This window comes from Pseudoalteromonas ruthenica (genome assembly GCF_008808095.1).
GTDB classification, from domain to species: domain Bacteria; phylum Pseudomonadota; class Gammaproteobacteria; order Enterobacterales; family Alteromonadaceae; genus Pseudoalteromonas; species Pseudoalteromonas ruthenica.
Genome location: NZ_CP023396.1, coordinates 828,694 through 845,052, shown reverse-complemented (window position 1 = coordinate 845,052; position 16,359 = coordinate 828,694). Strand labels below are relative to the sequence as shown.

General features: G+C 47.6%; 18 protein-coding genes. 3 read left to right on the top strand and 15 right to left on the bottom strand.

What is annotated here, in order from left to right:
• Positions 1-2 precede the first annotated feature (2 nt).
• Complete coding sequence (locus PRUTH_RS04070; RefSeq protein WP_022945943.1) at positions 3-689, bottom strand: GntR family transcriptional regulator; 687 nt, start codon at positions 687-689, stop codon at positions 3-5.
• A gap of 229 nt (positions 690-918) precedes the next feature.
• On the opposite strand from PRUTH_RS04070, the gene rsmF reads away from it, so the two are divergent.
• The 3 genes from rsmF to PRUTH_RS04055 all read left to right on the top strand — a co-directional run bounded on the left by rsmF (position 919) and on the right by PRUTH_RS04055 (position 4,626).
• Positions 919-2,361 (top strand): 16S rRNA (cytosine(1407)-C(5))-methyltransferase RsmF, encoded by a 1,443-nt coding sequence (rsmF, locus tag PRUTH_RS04065; protein ID WP_151172583.1) that lies wholly within the window; start codon positions 919-921, stop codon positions 2,359-2,361.
• A gap of 506 nt (positions 2,362-2,867) precedes the next feature.
• Entirely contained in the window at positions 2,868-3,710 is an 843-nt protein-coding gene (locus tag PRUTH_RS04060; protein WP_151172582.1) for a polysaccharide deacetylase family protein, read from the top strand.
• Between the two features lie 598 nt (positions 3,711-4,308).
• Positions 4,309-4,626 (top strand): hypothetical protein, encoded by a 318-nt coding sequence (locus tag PRUTH_RS04055; protein ID WP_045978420.1) that lies wholly within the window; start codon positions 4,309-4,311, stop codon positions 4,624-4,626.
• Positions 4,627-4,629: 3 nt separating this feature from the next.
• Here PRUTH_RS04055 and PRUTH_RS04050 read toward each other — a convergent pair whose 3' ends face one another.
• The 14 genes from PRUTH_RS04050 to yceD all read right to left on the bottom strand — a co-directional run bounded on the left by PRUTH_RS04050 (position 4,630) and on the right by yceD (position 16,354).
• Positions 4,630-6,465 (bottom strand): metallophosphoesterase family protein, encoded by a 1,836-nt coding sequence (locus PRUTH_RS04050; RefSeq protein ID WP_151172581.1) that lies wholly within the window; start codon positions 6,463-6,465, stop codon positions 4,630-4,632.
• Between the two features lie 19 nt (positions 6,466-6,484).
• Positions 6,485-7,264 (bottom strand): TatD family hydrolase, encoded by a 780-nt coding sequence (locus tag PRUTH_RS04045; protein WP_045978422.1) that lies wholly within the window; start codon positions 7,262-7,264, stop codon positions 6,485-6,487.
• A gap of 34 nt (positions 7,265-7,298) precedes the next feature.
• Positions 7,299-7,625, bottom strand: coding sequence for a PilZ domain-containing protein (locus tag PRUTH_RS04040; RefSeq protein ID WP_022945950.1), 327 nt, complete (start codon positions 7,623-7,625; stop codon positions 7,299-7,301).
• A gap of 13 nt (positions 7,626-7,638) precedes the next feature.
• A complete protein-coding gene (gene holB / locus PRUTH_RS04035; RefSeq protein ID WP_045978423.1) occupies positions 7,639-8,538 on the bottom strand; it encodes a DNA polymerase III subunit delta' in 900 nt (299 codons plus the stop codon).
• Positions 8,538-9,161, bottom strand: coding sequence for a dTMP kinase (gene tmk, locus PRUTH_RS04030; protein ID WP_151172580.1), 624 nt, complete (start codon positions 9,159-9,161; stop codon positions 8,538-8,540). Before tmk ends, holB begins: the two co-directional genes overlap by 1 nt.
• Positions 9,151-10,140: an endolytic transglycosylase MltG gene (gene mltG, locus PRUTH_RS04025; protein WP_151172579.1), complete on the bottom strand. Its 990-nt coding sequence runs from the start codon at positions 10,138-10,140 to the stop codon at positions 9,151-9,153. The genes tmk and mltG overlap by 11 nt, the downstream gene beginning before the upstream one ends.
• Complete coding sequence (gene pabC / locus PRUTH_RS04020; RefSeq protein ID WP_151172578.1) at positions 10,140-10,952, bottom strand: aminodeoxychorismate lyase; 813 nt, start codon at positions 10,950-10,952, stop codon at positions 10,140-10,142. Before pabC ends, mltG begins: the two co-directional genes overlap by 1 nt.
• A gap of 79 nt (positions 10,953-11,031) precedes the next feature.
• Positions 11,032-12,270 carry a beta-ketoacyl-ACP synthase II gene (gene fabF, locus PRUTH_RS04015; protein WP_151172577.1) on the bottom strand — a complete coding sequence of 413 codons (1,239 nt, stop codon included), beginning with the start codon at positions 12,268-12,270 and terminating at the stop codon, positions 11,032-11,034.
• An 85-nt stretch (positions 12,271-12,355) separates the two neighbouring features.
• Positions 12,356-12,592, bottom strand: coding sequence for an acyl carrier protein (gene acpP, locus PRUTH_RS04010; RefSeq protein WP_022945956.1), 237 nt, complete (start codon positions 12,590-12,592; stop codon positions 12,356-12,358).
• 242 nt (positions 12,593-12,834) lie between these two features.
• The gene (gene fabG, locus PRUTH_RS04005; RefSeq protein WP_022945957.1) at positions 12,835-13,581 is read right to left on the bottom strand and encodes a 3-oxoacyl-ACP reductase FabG; all 747 of its coding nucleotides are present in this window, start codon (positions 13,579-13,581) and stop codon (positions 12,835-12,837) included.
• Between the two features lie 12 nt (positions 13,582-13,593).
• Complete coding sequence (fabD, locus tag PRUTH_RS04000) at positions 13,594-14,523, bottom strand: ACP S-malonyltransferase (RefSeq protein WP_151172576.1); 930 nt, start codon at positions 14,521-14,523, stop codon at positions 13,594-13,596.
• Between the two features lie 79 nt (positions 14,524-14,602).
• Entirely contained in the window at positions 14,603-15,637 is a 1,035-nt protein-coding gene (plsX, locus tag PRUTH_RS03995; protein ID WP_022945959.1) for a phosphate acyltransferase PlsX, read from the bottom strand.
• 11 nt (positions 15,638-15,648) lie between these two features.
• Positions 15,649-15,819: a 50S ribosomal protein L32 gene (gene rpmF / locus PRUTH_RS03990; protein ID WP_045978428.1), complete on the bottom strand. Its 171-nt coding sequence runs from the start codon at positions 15,817-15,819 to the stop codon at positions 15,649-15,651.
• 10 nt (positions 15,820-15,829) lie between these two features.
• A complete protein-coding gene (gene yceD / locus PRUTH_RS03985) occupies positions 15,830-16,354 on the bottom strand; it encodes a 23S rRNA accumulation protein YceD (RefSeq protein WP_022945961.1) in 525 nt (174 codons plus the stop codon).
• Positions 16,355-16,359 lie beyond the last annotated feature (5 nt).

Below are 16,359 nucleotides of genomic sequence, written 5' to 3'. Positions count from 1 at the left end.
GGTTACCCTGAGTGGGCCGCGTTAAACTTATTTTCAATATTATTCATGGAGTAGCTGATATGACGTTTCATCAGCAACTCCGCAAGCTCGCCATCGCGATTGTCAATGGCATTAATAATGGCAAGGTGTTCGTCGAAGGCTTTGGATACCCTTGGCCCTGTCATTCCCATTTGCACCCGATACATGCGGATCAACTGATATAGGTCGTTGTATAACAAGTTGAATAAATGCTCGTTTTTAGAGCCTTTAATAATGCGATAATGGAAATCCAAGTCACCCGCTTCTTGGTAATAGGATTCGCCTTCTTTAACACGTTGCTCGTTAAGGTGTTTATTCAATAAGCCTTTCAGCGAGGCAATTTCTTCATCAGCCATGTTCTCGGCGGCGAGGCGACAGGCTAGCCCCTCGAGTGCGGCGCGTACCTGATAGACTTCAATTAACCGCTCCGGCGTAAGCGCCACCACACGACAACCGACGTTGGCTTTGCGCTCGACCAGATTACAGGCCTCTAGGCGATTAAGGGCATCGCGCAGGGTGGCACGTGACACCCCAAAGCGTTTGGCCAGCTCGGGCTCGGATATTTTTGAGCCCTGCTCAATATCGCCCTCGACAATAGCGCGGCGCAGATCAACAAACACTTGATCGGCAGCAGTGGTAATAGGTTGATGTGAATGCAGCTGTTCGCTCACGGCTTTTCTCGAAATTGTCGACAATCTAGGCCTGTACTATGGGATCGATGCCGGTAATTGTCAATAACCTCTACCTTTAATTGTCGACATAAACACAGTTTATAGCGTTATACACACTGTAAACTCGCTTTATTACATAAAAGTGTCGACAGCTTAAAAAGCAAAGCAATGCCAAAGCGGGTGCGATAAACTATAGCTCACCGTCACAGCCGCTGTAGTTAAAATCGCGATGGATAAGCATACTTATATTCCCGATGCCTTTTTGGACGACGTTGCGTCCTACCTCCCCGAACACTTGCAATTACAAGACTTCGTTGCTGCCTGCCAGCGCCCGCTGAAACGTGCGGTACGGGTGAATACATTAAAAATGTCGGTGGCAGCATTTCGCGATTATTGCGCCGACAAACAGTGGCACATTACTGCTATTCCATGGTGCCCTGAGGGATTTTGGCTCACTCGCCCGCAAGAGGAAGAACAGGCGTTGCCCATTGGCCGCACCGACATTCACTTAAGTGGCTGTATTTATGTGCAAGAGGCCAGCTCCATGTTGCCGCCGATGGCCCTAGCCGATGCCCTTGAAGGCGCTGAAACGGTGCTCGATATGGCGGCGGCACCAGGCAGTAAAACCTCGCAGCTAGTGGCGCTATTAGATAACCAAGGATTGCTGGTGGCCAACGAACTGTCATCATCACGGCTAAAAGCACTCAGTGCCACACTCAAACGAGTGGGCGCTCGCAATGTTGGCTTATCGCACTTTGATGGTGCCGTTTTCGGCGATTATATGCAGGAAAGCTTTGATGCCATTTTGCTCGATGCACCATGCTCCGGTGAAGGCACCGTGCGCAAAGACCCAGACGCATTAAAGAACTGGTCACTACAATCCAATATTGATATCAGCGACGTGCAAAAAACGCTGATCAAAAGCGCATTTCATGCTTTAAAACCCGGCGGTACACTAGTTTATTCTACCTGTACACTGACCCCGGTAGAAAATCATGCGGTATGCGCGTATTTGCTCGCCCAATTTCCAGGGCTTATCGAGATTGACCCCTTGCATGGGCTGTTCCCTGATGCCGACAAAGCCTGCACTGAGCATGGCTATTTACATGTGTGGCCACAGCTTTTCGATAGTGAAGGCTTCTTTATCGCCCGCTTTAAAAAGTTGAGTAGCCAAAGTAGCAGTACGCCGAAAACCAAAAAAGGTCGCTTCCCTTTTACGGCAATGGAGAAAAAAGCCCAACAGCAACTGCAGCAACATGTGCAGCAACAGTTTGCCATGGGTAAATTAGCTGGCCGACTGATGCAGCGCGATAAGGAAGTATGGTTGTTCCCCGACATCGACGATGAGCAATTATTTACAGCCATTAAATACTCGCGCATTGGTATTCAAATAGGCACCACTCACAGAAATGGGGTGCGGCTAGAGCATGAGTTCGCAACCTGTTTAGGCCAGTATGCAACGCGCAATACCATGGCGCTAAACCCACAGCAAGCTCAGCAGTACTTTCACGGTCAGGATATCCGTTTAGATGAGCCGAGCAAGCACAAAGGTGAAGTGATCCTCACGCTTAACGGCGCGCCCGTAGGCTTAGGGAAATGGCAAGGGCAGAAAATTAAGAATGCGCTGGCCCGCGATTTAGTGATGGATGGGCAGTTAATAACTTGGGTATAACTTGGTAATAAACGGTTAAGAAACACTGGCCAGTTTTTTACAATTATTTACAGAGTTTAGTTAATAAGTTGTTTTTTATAGTAATTTAATACTAGGTTTTTATTTCCATTTTCGCCCGGCGTTAACTACAATTATAAGAACTTTCGCTTCTCCCGTATGAATGTGTAAAGTTTATTAGTTAGCGCACGGCTCATCATGAGCCATTCCCCTGGGCCCAGGACAATGCGGATTCGTCCTGGGCATTTTTTCGCCTCATGCTTCTTTAAAAGCCGACTCTAATATTTTAAAGTATTGAAAGTTAAAGCAACTTTACTCAACCTTCGGTTGCTTGGGCACGTCTAGCCGCCCATGACTGTCTACTCCTTACGTGAGTAATAACACAGTGCGCCCGTCTCCCCAAATAAGGCACTACGAACATGAAATTTTTTGCTTTTACCCTTTTTCTCTAGCCGCGCCCACAATCCCTTAATATAGTGGCATAACGTTCTGATAGGGAGTGAGTTATTATGGTTGTGCGAGGAGCTTTGTTGGTAATTGCTATGCTGAGTGCTGCACTGGGAATGAGTGACGCAAAAGCAAAGGCCCAAGATCAACAAAGCGGTCTTTATAGCGGATTTAGCTACCCCAATGGGAAGCCCAATGCCATCAGTCTAAGTTTTGATGATGGTCGCCACTCTCAAGTTGATGTAGGCATGGCCATTTTAGACAAATACCAAGTAAAAGCGACTTTCTATGCCCAGCCTGAGCCCATTGCTGAGCGCTTAGCGCAGTGGCAAGCGGCGATTAACAATGGCCATGAATTAGGCAATCACACAAGCCACCATTTATGCTCTGGTAACTTTGAATGGCTGCGTAAAAAAGGCCTGTCTCTAGAGCAGACCACCCTAGCCTGGTTAGAAAACGACATTAAAGAGGCTAACCACTATTTTAAGAAACATTTAGGTGTGACCCCTCGCGCGTTTGCCTATCCCTGTGGTCATACCTTTGTTGGCCGGGGTAAAGACACACAAAGCTATGTGCCCTTGGTAGCGACCCTGTTTGACACCGGCCGCACTTGGAATGATGAGACGGCTAACAATCCCAACTTTACCGACTTCGCCCAGCTCACTGGTATACGTATTGATGGTCTGCGTTTTGCGCAAATCAAAAAGTTACTGGAGCGCTATCGCGAAAATAACAGCTGGATTATCTTAGCAGGCCACGATATTGGCAAACGGGGCCCTTATACCGTCGACACACAAGCGTTGGAGCAACTGCTCGCGTATATTAACGACCCCGACAATGGCTTTTGGGTAGGCACTGTTAGCGAGGTCGCCGACTATGTACGCAGTAATCGTACGGCTCCATAACTTCGGTTGGACTTCAGGTTAACAAGGCGTCCAACCTGAACTTAGTCAGTTATGACCATATCCTCAGCTAGTTCAGATAATTATATTGCTTTATCGCTCGCACTAATGCTGCGAGCATGCGTACACCTTAGTCAAGGCGTTGCCAATCACTTAAAGTTAACCGCCACTTTATCTGCTTTTGCAATCAAACCACTATTTGACGCTATGTTAGTTACTTTATCTGCTAACGCCATGGCATTATTGAACACAATAGTCATATCTCCCTCCATCACTGTTTCACCATTTTAAAAGCGCATCACTTGTGCTTTAGTCTCTGGTTGATCATCTTCAGCGAATGGAATGCGTACATCACCAATCTATGTTTGCACTTTGCTGGCCTTTTCACCAGCACATTCGAAGACCGGGCTTTTGCCACTTTATCCAGGTCGCCCACAGGAGCTTTCACACCATTATCAGCGCGAATAGAACACGTTGAACTAAGTTGGCACTGTTTTTGATACTTAACCGTGCAAAGGCGAAAAATGTCGCTATTTAGCGACATTTATTGATAAAAATTTCAATGTCCGCGAAAACTTTACAAACACAGAGGAAAACAGCGATGAAGGATAAAATAATAAACACAGTGTACGCATTTGGTCTATTTGGTCTTATCGGTGTGATCCCTCCAATTTTGGTTGAGCGCAGTATTGATGCACAGATGCACGCGCAAGTGGCGCCCAAATACAGCAAAGACTCAGACAGTTACGCATTTTTACAGCAGCGCAGCTATTCTGCTGCAGCGCCCAAGCTCACTCTTCTAGATACCTGTAATAACAGCGACGAAAACTATCAACCGCTAGCAAACTCTCTCAGCACTTTACCGCAAACCAGCTTAGTTTTGGCGCAAAGCATCATTCAGTGCCTACAGCGTAGCTAAGGGCTAATCAAGCTCATATTCGGTGACACTGTTGTCACTGTGTAACAGTCGATAACGACACAATTTGCCGTGCTCTAGCTCCACAAGACTAATCGCTGCATGACTGACCAAATGCTTTTGTGGTCCCGAGGTGGTGTCGTGTTTATCAACTTTCATTTGCCAGCGTTTAGTGAATAAATTCAGTGGGCTTCGTGGTGAGTATAAAATCGAATCAAGCTTGTCGAGCACGTTAATCAGCTTTCGTGGAAATTCGTTTTTAATGCCGCTGGCGGTTAGTTGCCAAATGCGGTTTTCTCGTTCAGAGAAACGCGCCCGCACTGAAAAACAAAACGAATAATGAACGTCGCCAGAAAGAATAATGGTTTCCTGGGGCGTATCCAAACGGCGGAAAATATTCAGCAGTTTTTTAGCTGATCCCTCATGTGCCATCCAGTTTTCACAATCCACCACCAGCGGCTGATTACACAGAGTAAACACAGCTTGAATAGCTTCAATGGACTTAACCCCAAATACCGGCGCAGGCGATACCAGTAATACTTGCTCTGAGCCCTGAAGACTGTTCTCCAACTCCAGTAGTCGCTGCCAATCTAGTAGCCCTGAAGGTTCGTTAAAATCTTGTTCGTTACGCCAGCGATGGGTACGCGTGTCAAGTACCACAACCTTAGGGCTAGTTGGCAGTTCATAGTGCCAATAGTCGTAGTTTAATAATGGCTTATACAGTGGTGCTAAATGCCAAAAGCCATCCCCTCGGGCTTTTTTCAATGCCTCAAAGAACGGCCATGGTGTGTCACTGGCGCAGTTCCCCCAACCCTGAAACAACGCATAGCTGAGCATGGCGTTGCCGATAATCGCTCGGCTAGCCGGGTGGGTATACACCGCTTGCTCCCAATTTGCGGTAAGGTTCCAATCATCAGTCACATCATGGTCGTCAAAAATCATCAAACTCGACACATGAGCAAATAGCCGCGCCGCATAAGGCTGCGAGGCAGCGAATTCAAGCACGTGGGTGCGCTCTTGTTGGAAGGTTTGGTAATGGGGGTGACTGTCACTGAGTTGGAGTTGCTCGGTGTCGATTAGTTGCCAACACGGTGCTCCCAAACTCAATAGGTAAAGCGCTATGAATTCTTCAAAATGCACTAAGTGGTTGGCACTTTTGACACTACTAAAGTGCGGCTCGTCGCGGCGCAACCAATAGCCTAATTGCCACTTCGAGCGCTTTTGCCATGGCGTATGGGGCAATTTACAAGCACGGTTATACAAGTCATCTTGTACTTGTTGGCTGAGCGCTATCAGCTGCTCACCCTCGCGATAAATGCCGAGACGCTCAATCAGCTGGTGGATAGCCAGCAGCATCGGCCCAGCCACGTCGTCAGCATAAATTTGATCGCCGCTAAGGAGCAACAGCTGGGGTCTTTTCTCGGCATTACTATGACTTTGCTGCATTAACTTATCGCCCTGCACGAGGGCATCTTCACTGTAGTGATGAGGGTTGCGGCACGAGCCATGAAGCACAGAGCGCAGTTGCTCCGGGATCAATAGGCTTGGCAGCGTCGCATCAGCGTAGCAATAGTCACCCAAGTCATGGGCTTCGGAGCCAAAATACAGGCTGTAAGCGAGGTGGATATCGGTACTAAATGCGCCATTCACTGGCGTAAGGGTACAGTTATGGAGGTATAAATGCTCTCCCAGGCGCAGTGTTTCGGTGTGTTGCTCACTGCGGTGCTGATGAAGCTTAAACACTGGCTCTAACGCCTGGGAAGTCGCCAGCTGGATGCGGATTTGCTGTTTCTCAGCGCGGCGCACCACAGGGCCTAAAAGCAACACAGGTAACGATGTCATTGCGCCGGCCCTACCCTAATTAACGCCGAGGAATACGGTTGAACAAGCGATAAAAGTTGTCGGTAGTGGCCGTTGCCAGCTCTTTATAACTGATGCCTTTAAGCTCAGCAATAAAGTAAGCTACATCCTGCACATACGCAGGCTGATTGGTTTTCCCACGATGCGGCACCGGTGCCAAATAAGGCGAGTCGGTCTCAATCAGTAACCTGTCGAGCGGAATTTGCTTAACGACATCACGTAACTGCTCAGCATTGCGAAATGTCACAATTCCGGAGATAGAGATATAAAAGCCCAAATCCATGGCTTTTTTTGCCATGTCGTAATCTTCAGTAAAGCAATGCAACACGCCACCACAGCGTTCAGCGTGGTGTTCGCGCATGAGGTTGATGGTATCCTCGCGCGCATCTCGGGTGTGAATAATAAGCGGTTTATCCAACTCGTTGGCGACATCAATGTGGCCGACAAAACTCTCTAGTTGTACTGGCTTGGTTTCAGCACTGTAGTAGTAATCAAGACCGGTTTCACCAACGGCAACGACCTTATCACTGGCAGCCAATTGTCGGAGCTGGTCAATATTGAGCGCGTCTTTTTGGTCCAATGGATGCACCCCACAAGATGCCGATACATCGCTGTAAGGAGCAATCGTCTCAAGCATTTGTGGAAATTTATCCAAGGTCACGTTAACACACAAAAAGTGTTCAACATCACGCTCTCGCGCCTGTTGTAAAACACCGTCTAAGTCGGTGTCTAGCTTATCAAAGTCAAGTTTATCGAGGTGGCAATGCGAATCTACAATCATGGAATACTGCTTGGTTGATGTAAGGCCTTGGGCCTTACATGGTGTACGTTGGATTGCCGGAGTTTAACATAGTGCCGAGCATTTTTTCGATCTTGTCGCGCACATGCGTTTTGTCGTCGATAAAACCGATGCCGATACCCGGGGGGTTAGAGCTCTGCGCGCCAATCGGCGTCACCCATACGACTTTCCCGGTGACCACATCGTCTTCGAGCGAGTCTGGCAAGGTAACGCGTAGCGCCAGCGATTGGCCCATTTCGTAATTCATGTTGGTACGCACGAACAAGCCGCCACTTTTTATATAAGGCATATAACAACGATACAACTCATCCAAATCGTCTAATTCTACAAGTAGCTCTTGCACATTGGCTCCTTTATTATTGGAATTCTCGTCTTAGGGTGCGCAGCAACTGCGACACCGCCAAAGTAATATTTAGTCCTGAGGTCTGTGTTAACGTTTCACTAAAGCGTTGCAATTGCTGTTCACAACGTTGCAGCGATGCAAAACTGGCCCCTTTTTGAGACTGTTGCAATAAAAATTGGCTGACAAACAGCCTAAAGATAGCAATATATTGTGAGTTTTGCGTCAAAATATCAACTAACTTGTGCCCATCTGTGCCATTTTGTAGCTGGCTAACTGCCTGATACAAGGTTTGAATTTGCTCTAGCTCATCATTATCTTGCCAGTGCTTTAGTAACAAAGGTTGCGAGATAAAGTGCTTTGCAAAGGCGCTTGCCATTGCCATCGCCGCATGGTGAGTTAGCCACTGCTGCACTGCATGCTCATCATCAACATATACGTGTTGCTTAGCACAGCGGCTTAGAATCGTTGCCGGCAACGTGGCACTGTCTGAACTTAATAGCCACAGGTAACAGTGCGCGTTAGGCTCTTCCAAGGTTTTTAACAAAGCATTACTGGCCGCCACCGTCATGCGTTGAGCCTCAGGGACAATGATACATTTAGCCCCAGCTTGCTGCGCACTGTGATGCACGAAATCACTAATGGCACGGACACTGTCGACCCCGATAGAGGCCCCCTCATCGCTCAACACTAAGCTATCTGGGTGTGTGCCTGCTTGGTTGAGCTGACAGCTTTTGCATTGTCCACAGGGGTGCATACCCTCATTATGGTGGCATAACAGCGCCTCACTTAAATACTCAGCAAGTGCCCTTTTACCAACGCCCTGTGGACCGTAGAGTAAATGTGCGTGGTGCAAACGCCCTTGCGCAAACTGGCGGGCATACTGTTGCCCAATAGCACTTAACCATGGGTACATTATCGTCTCGCTATAAACTCACAGAGCGTTTGCTCAATATCCTGATGCACTTTTTCAATTGCTTGAGAGGCATCAATAACAACAATACGTTCATCCTGTTCAGCAAGTTCAAGATAGCGCGCGCGTGTGCGCTCAAAAAAACTTAAGTCTTCACGCTCGATGCGATCTAACTCACCTCGGCCTCGAGCACGAGCCAAACCTAAAGCAGGTTCGATATCTAAATACACAGTAAGATCAGGGCGAGTACCGGCCAGTACATACTGGCTAAGGAAGTTCATTACTTCACAAGAAATTTGTCGACCGCCACCTTGATAAGCCTGTGATGATAAATCGTGACGATCGCCAAGCACCCATTGGCCACTGGCAAGCGCCGGGCGAATCACATTTTCCAATAGCTGCGAGCGTGCAGCGTACATCAATAGTAACTCGGTTTGCGTACTAATGGATTCTTTCTCTGTATGTTTAACAATAGTGCGCAGCTGCTCAGCCACGGGCGTGCCACCGGGCTCGCGGGTAGTAATATAGTCAATGTTGGCACGCGCCAACGTGTCGGCGCAAATTTTCATTGCCGTCGACTTTCCCGACCCCTCAAGGCCTTCAATTACAATAAACTTAGCTGTCATTTCGACTCTTTAACTGATACTGACGTACGGCTCGGTTATGATCTTCAAGCCGTTTTGAAAACTGATGACTGCCATCGCCCTTGGCGACAAAATAATAATAGTCTGATTGTTGCGGTTGCACCGCAGCCACTAAGGCCGCTTTTGACGGCATAGCAATGGGCGTAGGCGGCAAGCCATCAATACGATAGGTATTATATGGCGTTTTTTCACGTAGATGGGCGCGGGTAATATTGCCATCGAATTCAGGGCCAATACCATAGATAACCGTAGGATCAGTCTGCAAGCGCATGCCTTTGTTAAGACGGTTAACAAACACCGATGCAATTAACGCCCGCTCCCCAGCAACACCGGTTTCTTTCTCTATAATTGAGGCTAAAATTAATGCCTCATCAGCACTATTGAGTGGCGAACTGCTACTACGTTGCTGCCACGCTTGGTCTAATTCACTTTCCATTTTACGATAGGCGCGAGTCAGCACCTGCACGGCATGGTCTCCGCCATGATAATGATACGTATCGGGAAAAAAACGCCCTTCCAGCTGCTCATCCAGCGGCTTTCCAAGAAATTCGTCGCCCCAATGCAACGGCTTTTCTATATAGGGAGCGCGCTGAAGTCGACTTAGCACCTGGCGCAAGTTATCGCCTTCGATAATGGTGAAGCTAAACTGGTGCTCTTTGCCTTGGCTAATTTGTCTAAATGCGGCAAGTGCAGTGCCCGGATTGAGCTGATAAAGTCCGGCTTTAAGATCAGTCAACGTGGGGTCAAGCTTGGCTAATACTTGGAATCGCCAGCAGCTATCAAGCCATTGCTTTTGCTGCCACTGGTGGCACAGTTGATTGAACCCGGTGCCACTGTGTACCTCCACCAACTGAGATTCAGGTAAATGCAGTGGTGCCACCATAGCTTGTTTAATTTGATAGTAACCCGTTGCCGTCGCAACAATGGCTAACAACAACACCGATATGACTACCCGTAACATTAACCCAATCCCTTATTATTCAGTGCTTTGGTGAGCACGCTTTTACTAATATCTACATTGTAGTCGTGATGCGCCAAGCGCTTTATAGGGATCACTCCCATCAAACTGTTACAACAATACAAGGCATCCACACTGAAGAGTGTGGCCAAGTTTACACGTTGCTCGCGCACAGCTAAATGTTGGCTTAAATACGTTAAATACACCCCTTTTACTCCCGCTTGGTCAAGTTTTGGGGTAAACCACTGGCCTTGTTGATACAGCAACAAATTAGCGCTGGAAGTCTCAATAACATTATCGGTTGTATCAAGTACTAGCATATCATCACTGGGTGCTTTTGCGGCTTCTTGCTTCACCAATACTTGCTCCAAACGATTAAGCGTTTTCAACCCTGCTAACAGCGGTTGCTGTGCTAAACGGGTCTGCGCAATCGACAAGCTCAAGCCGGTCTCTGCCAATGTTTGATACTGAGTGGGGTACGGCATTAATCGCACAATACGCTGGATGTGGGCATCTGTTGGAGGAGCATAACCACGCCCGCCACTGCCGCGTGTGTACACTATTTTAAGAACATAGTCATCGCTTGGAGCCATTGCTATTAAAGCATCTACGTCTACTTCGAGCGCAGCTATGTCTAATTCAGGGAAACCTAAGCGAGTTGCACACTGTTGCAACCGAGCAATATGCAAAGGCCACAGTTCAACCTCACGCTGGCTGACCTTAGCGGTGGTAAAAAAACCATCACCATAATTCAACCCACGATCATTGATACTTAAAGAAGTAGCCACTTGGCCGTTTATTATTGTTTTATCCATATAAAAAAGCTCGGTCATAACCGAGCTTATAGTACCAGTATCGCCCTAGTGCGGTCTATGCCGTAACTAGGGATTCACTTTATACTTTTTTGAATAACAATGAACCGTTAGTACCACCAAAGCCAAACGAGTTACACAGCGCATAATCAAGTTTTGCATCTCGCGCAGTATGGGCAATATAATCAAGATCACAGCCCTCGTCCGGGTTATCCAAATTAATGGTCGGTGACACCTGCTGGTCGCGCAGCGATAGGATAGTAATGATTGATTCAACAGAACCCGCCGCACCTAGAAGGTGGCCCATCATCGATTTCGAAGAGCCGACCATGACTTTATTGGCGGCATCACCAAAGACATTTTTCACGGCTTGGGTCTCTGCCTTATCACCTGCAGGAGTCGACGTTCCGTGCGCATTGATATAACCCACTTGTTCTGGGTTCACGGCTGCATCTTTTATAGCATTGGCCATTGATAAACCGGCGCCAGCACCATCCGCTGGCGGCGAAGTCATATGGAAAGCGTCGCCGCTCATACCAAAACCGACGAGCTCAGCATAAATATTAGCGCCTCGCGCTTTAGCATGCTCATACTCTTCAAGCACAATCACACCTGCACCATCAGAGAGTACAAAACCATCGCGGTCTTTATCCCACGGACGTGACGCCGCTTGCGGGTCGTCGTTGCGAGTGGAGAGCGCTCGTGCGGCGCTAAAGCCGCCCATACCCATTGGCGTAGATGCTTTTTCAGCACCACCGGCAAGCATGGCATCGGCATCGCCATAGGCAATCATACGCGCTGCATGACCAATATTGTGCAAACCGGTCGTACAGGCAGTAACAATGGAGATATTCGGTCCACGCAGACCTTTCATAATTGAAAGATGGCCAGAGATCATATTAATAATGGTCGATGGCACATAAAAAGGCGACAGTTTACGTGGGCCTACATTTAGCAGCTTTTCGTGGTTTTCTTCAATCAGAGACAAGCCACCAATACCAGAACCTACAGCTACACCAACGCGTTCAGCATTTTGTTCGGTGATTTCTAAGCCAGAATCGTCCAACGCCTGAAGGCCTGCAGCGATACCATATTGGATAAATAAATCCATTTTCTTGGTATCTTTTTTTGCCATGTAATCAGTGGCATCAAAATCTTTAATTAAACCGGCGAACTTGGTGCCAAAATCTGTTGTATCAAAATGGGTGATAGGGCCTATGCCACTTTGTCCATTTAATAAGCCTTGCCAGGTAGACGCTACATCGTTACCCAGCGGCGTTAGCATACCTAAGCCAGTCACTACGACTCGACGTTTAGCCACGGTGTCCTCCAAAAGGGAATATGTGATGGGAGTCTCAGATAGACTAAGGGCAGCTGAATGCTGCCCTTAAATAGAAATGCGTTGATTACTCAGCGTGAGCTGTAACGTAATCGATAGCTGCTTGAACTGTAGTGATCTTCTCAGCTTCTTCGTCTGGGATCTCAGTATCGAATTCTTCTTCTAGCGCCATTACTAGCTCAACAGTATCAAGAGAGTCCGCACCTAGATCGTCAACGAAAGACGCTTCAAGCTTTACTTCTTCTTCTTTAACACCTAGCTGCTCAACGATGATTTTCTTTACGCGTTCTTGGATGTCGCTCATTCTTCTTTCCTTTATTTAAACGCTATTGCGTTATTTTTCAGATTGCGGCGTAGTTTACGCAGCATATTTGTCTGATTCAAGGATTTGCCCAGAGTTTTTTGGCTGGTCAAACCTCTAAGATTCAAAAGTTGCCCTTTTATCGCCCATTTTCACAGCGATTTCAAGTATGTTTAAAGCAAGATCACAAAAACTTCAACGTTTTGAGCCGAGTTTTTGCGACCTTTTTACGGCTGTTTTAGCCTTTACACCATGTACATTGCGCCATTTACATGCAAAGTTTCACCAGAAACGTAGGCTCCGGCATCAGAGGCTAAATAACAAACCGCAGCGGCAATCTCAGACGGGTGTCCCAAACGTCCTGCCGGTACATTGGCAAGCGTAGCCGCTTTTTGCTCATCAGTCAGCTCATCAGTCATATCTGTTTGAATAAAACCGGGGGCAACGACGTTCACGGTGATACCACGCGAAGCCACTTCGCGGGCTAAAGACTTTGAAAAACCGATAACACCCGCTTTGGCAGCGGCATAGTTTGCTTGCCCAGCATTACCCATGGTGCCAACAACCGAGCCGATGTTAATAATACGCCCTGACTTTTTCTTCATCATTGGCCGCAACACCGCTTTCGATAAACGATAAATAGCCGACAAGTTGGTGTCGATAATGTCCTGCCACTCATCGTCTTTCATGCGCATTAAGAGATTATCGCGGGTGATACCGGCATTATTAACAAGCACATCAAGATCGCCGAAATCAGCTTTAATGGCCGCTAACGTGTCAGCAATAGAATCACTGTCCGTGACATTTAGCTTGTAGCCTTTACCGTTTTCACCTAAGTATGCAGAAATTTTCTCTGCACCGTTGTCGCTGGTCGCGGTGCCGGCAACCGTTGCGCCCTGCTCTACTAGTAGTTCAGCGACCGCTTTACCGATACCTCGGCTGGCGCCCGTTACTAATACAACTTTGCCTTCTAAGGAAAATAAATTTGCCATCATTGTTCTCTTTTATTTCGCTGCATCAATGCTGGCGATGTCATTCACTGCACTGCATGCAACTGATTTATCAATTCGTTTCACCAGCCCTGTAAGTACTTTACCTGGGCCAAATTCATACGCTTGTGTCACACCCTGCTTTGCAATAGCTTGCATGGTTTCAGTCCAACGTACAGGCGAATACAGTTGGCGGACCAAGGCATCTTTGATTGCTTCAATGTCTTGCTCGGCACTGACATCAACATTGTTAATGACACTGTATTTGGGTGCTTGCAATGCCAACGCATCTAAATCAGCCTTTAATTGCTCTGCCGCTGGCTTCATCAACTCACAATGCGACGGCACACTCACAGCAAGTGGCAATGCACGTTTCGCTCCGGCCTCCTTACAGGCTTCACTGGCGCGCTCTACCGCCTCTTTGTTACCGGCAATCACCACTTGGCCTGGTGAGTTATAATTCACCGGTGCAACCACTTGACCTTGTGCGCTCTGGGCACACGCTTTGGCAATTGCATCATCATCTAAACCAATAATCGCAGCCATTGAGCCGACGCCAGCAGGAACCGCCTGCTGCATATATTGGCCGCGTTTTTCTACGAGTTTCACGCCATCGGCCAGGCTTAATACCCCAGCACACACCAGCGCTGAATACTCGCCTAGACTGTGCCCAGCAAGCACCAACTCGTGCCCTTGATCTGTTTGCTGTTGCCAATGGCGGAAAATAGCGACTGATGCACACAGTAGTGCTGGTTGCGTACGATGGGTTTCGTTTAGCTTGTCTTGTGGACCATTAAGTACCAAGTCAGCCAAATCATAGCCAAGGGCATCAGACGCTTCACGGAAGGTCTCTTGCACAGTGCTCGACTCAGCCAATAGCTCAGTTAACATACCAACGCTCTGGGAGCCTTGACCTGGAAATAAAATTGCGATTTTTTCAGACATATGCTGCTCTTTTCGTTTGTTTTAGCGATGTTCGCGAATATTGGCAGGCAGTTAATGAGGAGGGAGGTTGGCGCAGCGCTTAACTCGCGTCTTGCATGGGTTCATGCTCTGCAAAGGCCGTTTGTATCTTCTCTGGCAACTGTCGTTGCACTTCCCTTACAGCCTCATTAATTGCCGCAAGAAATGCACTCGCTGAGGCATTTCCGTGACTTTTAACCACTATACCGCGCAATCCTACCAAAGATGCACCGTTATACTGGTCGGGGTTCACCTTTTTATATATCTTTTTTATGACAGGCATAAGAATTAGCGCCAAACCGCGATAAAGCAAATGCTTTTTCAATGCACGTGTCATCTTGTGCATAATCAATTTAGCAATGCCTTCACAGGTTTTGAGCGCCACGTTACCGACAAAGCCCTCACACACGATCACATCTGACTTGCCGCTAAAAATATCACTGCCCTCGCTGTAACCAGTGTAATTAAGCGCGGGGTTCTTTTGCATCATCTGCGCCGCTTCTTTAATGCCTTCATGACCTTTAATGTCTTCCGAACCGATATTAAGCAAGCTCACACGGGGGTGCTCGATATCTTGTGACTCGCGAGCAACCACCGATCCCATAATGCCAAATTGATACAAAGTATGGGCATCACAGTGAACGTTAGCGCCTAAATCAAGTAAATAAACCGGTTTTTTGGTCTCAGTGGGCACCGATGAGATCAGCGCTGGGCGTTTAATACCAGGCAGCATTTTCAGCACATAATGGGCCATAGCAAATAATGCGCCGGTATTCCCAGAACTAACACAAGCCTGTGCTTTGCCTTGCTTGACTAAATCTAGGGCAATACGCATCGATGCGTCTTTTTTATTACGCAGCGCAGAAGCTGGCTCGTCAGCATTGGTGACAATTTGCGTGCAGTGCTGAATTTTTAATCGTGGATGTTGCAGAGCATCGAGCTGAGAAAGTTGCTCTTGTAATAACTGCTCATTACCGCAGAGGATCAGGGTAAGTGTTGGATGTAGATGAACCGCTTCAACTGCGGCGGGGATAGATGAACGGGGGCCGTAATCGCCCCCCATCATATCTAACGCAATGGTTAGACTGCGTTGCATAAAGCAATCTCTTACTTAGAAACTACTTTAACGCCTTTGTAGTAGCCGTCTGCAGTGACGTGGTGACGACGGTGAGTTTCACCAGTCACTTTATCAACTGTTAGAGCTGGACCACTGATCGCATCGTGTGAACGACGCATACCACGTCTTGCACGAGACTTTTTGCTTTTTTGTACCGCCATTAGCCTTCTCCTAAGAATCTTTCTTAAGTTGTTTCAAAATTTCAAATGGATTTGGTTTTTCATCTTCTGCCTCGATCTCTCCAAAGCTTTTCGCTTCTTCAGAGTATCGACAAGATGCTTCGTCATGCATAGGCACGATAGGAATAGCCAATATCAACTCATCTTCCACTAATTTCCGAAGGTTGACTTCGCCGTTCTCATCTAGCTCCACGACATCATAGTAATCCGGAAGATCACCAGACTCTGCACCTATGCCAACTGGCGTATAAGCAAAGTGTTGATCCAAATCCAACCTAAACTCTTCATTGCAACGCTGACAGGTTAGTGTCACCGTGGTCTTAATCGACCCCGACAGCACCGTTAAACCTTGCTCGTCATGTTTGCAATGAACATGTACCGCTATCTCACCACTTGAGTCCAGCACAACTTGCTCGAATCGAGAAAGTTCTTCAAGCCGAATCACGCCGTCATATTCTAACTTGCGTGTTGCGGCCCTGCCCGGGTCAAGGGTGACGGGAATCTTCACCTTTTGCATAGGGG

Bases quoted from the DNA above. Each gene is read 5' to 3' on its own strand.
- rsmF (WP_151172583.1), top strand. From the start codon at position 919: ATGGATAAGCATACTTATATTCCCGATGCCTTTTTGGACGACGTTGCG.
- PRUTH_RS04060 (WP_151172582.1), top strand. From the start codon at position 2,868: ATGGTTGTGCGAGGAGCTTTGTTGGTAATTGCTATGCTGAGTGCTGCA.
- PRUTH_RS04055 (WP_045978420.1), top strand. From the start codon at position 4,309: ATGAAGGATAAAATAATAAACACAGTGTACGCATTTGGTCTATTTGGT.
- PRUTH_RS04050 (WP_151172581.1), bottom strand. From the start codon at position 6,465: ATGACATCGTTACCTGTGTTGCTTTTAGGCCCTGTGGTGCGCCGCGCT.
- PRUTH_RS04045 (WP_045978422.1), bottom strand. From the start codon at position 7,264: ATGATTGTAGATTCGCATTGCCACCTCGATAAACTTGACTTTGATAAG.
- holB (WP_045978423.1), bottom strand. From the start codon at position 8,538: ATGTACCCATGGTTAAGTGCTATTGGGCAACAGTATGCCCGCCAGTTT.
- tmk (WP_151172580.1), bottom strand. From the start codon at position 9,161: ATGACAGCTAAGTTTATTGTAATTGAAGGCCTTGAGGGGTCGGGAAAG.
- mltG (WP_151172579.1), bottom strand. From the start codon at position 10,140: ATGTTACGGGTAGTCATATCGGTGTTGTTGTTAGCCATTGTTGCGACG.
- pabC (WP_151172578.1), bottom strand. From the start codon at position 10,952: ATGGATAAAACAATAATAAACGGCCAAGTGGCTACTTCTTTAAGTATC.
- acpP (WP_022945956.1), bottom strand. From the start codon at position 12,592: ATGAGCGACATCCAAGAACGCGTAAAGAAAATCATCGTTGAGCAGCTA.
- fabG (WP_022945957.1), bottom strand. From the start codon at position 13,581: ATGGCAAATTTATTTTCCTTAGAAGGCAAAGTTGTATTAGTAACGGGC.
- fabD (WP_151172576.1), bottom strand. From the start codon at position 14,523: ATGTCTGAAAAAATCGCAATTTTATTTCCAGGTCAAGGCTCCCAGAGC.
- plsX (WP_022945959.1), bottom strand. From the start codon at position 15,637: ATGCAACGCAGTCTAACCATTGCGTTAGATATGATGGGGGGCGATTAC.
- rpmF (WP_045978428.1), bottom strand. From the start codon at position 15,819: ATGGCGGTACAAAAAAGCAAAAAGTCTCGTGCAAGACGTGGTATGCGT.
- yceD (WP_022945961.1), bottom strand. From the start codon at position 16,354: ATGCAAAAGGTGAAGATTCCCGTCACCCTTGACCCGGGCAGGGCCGCA.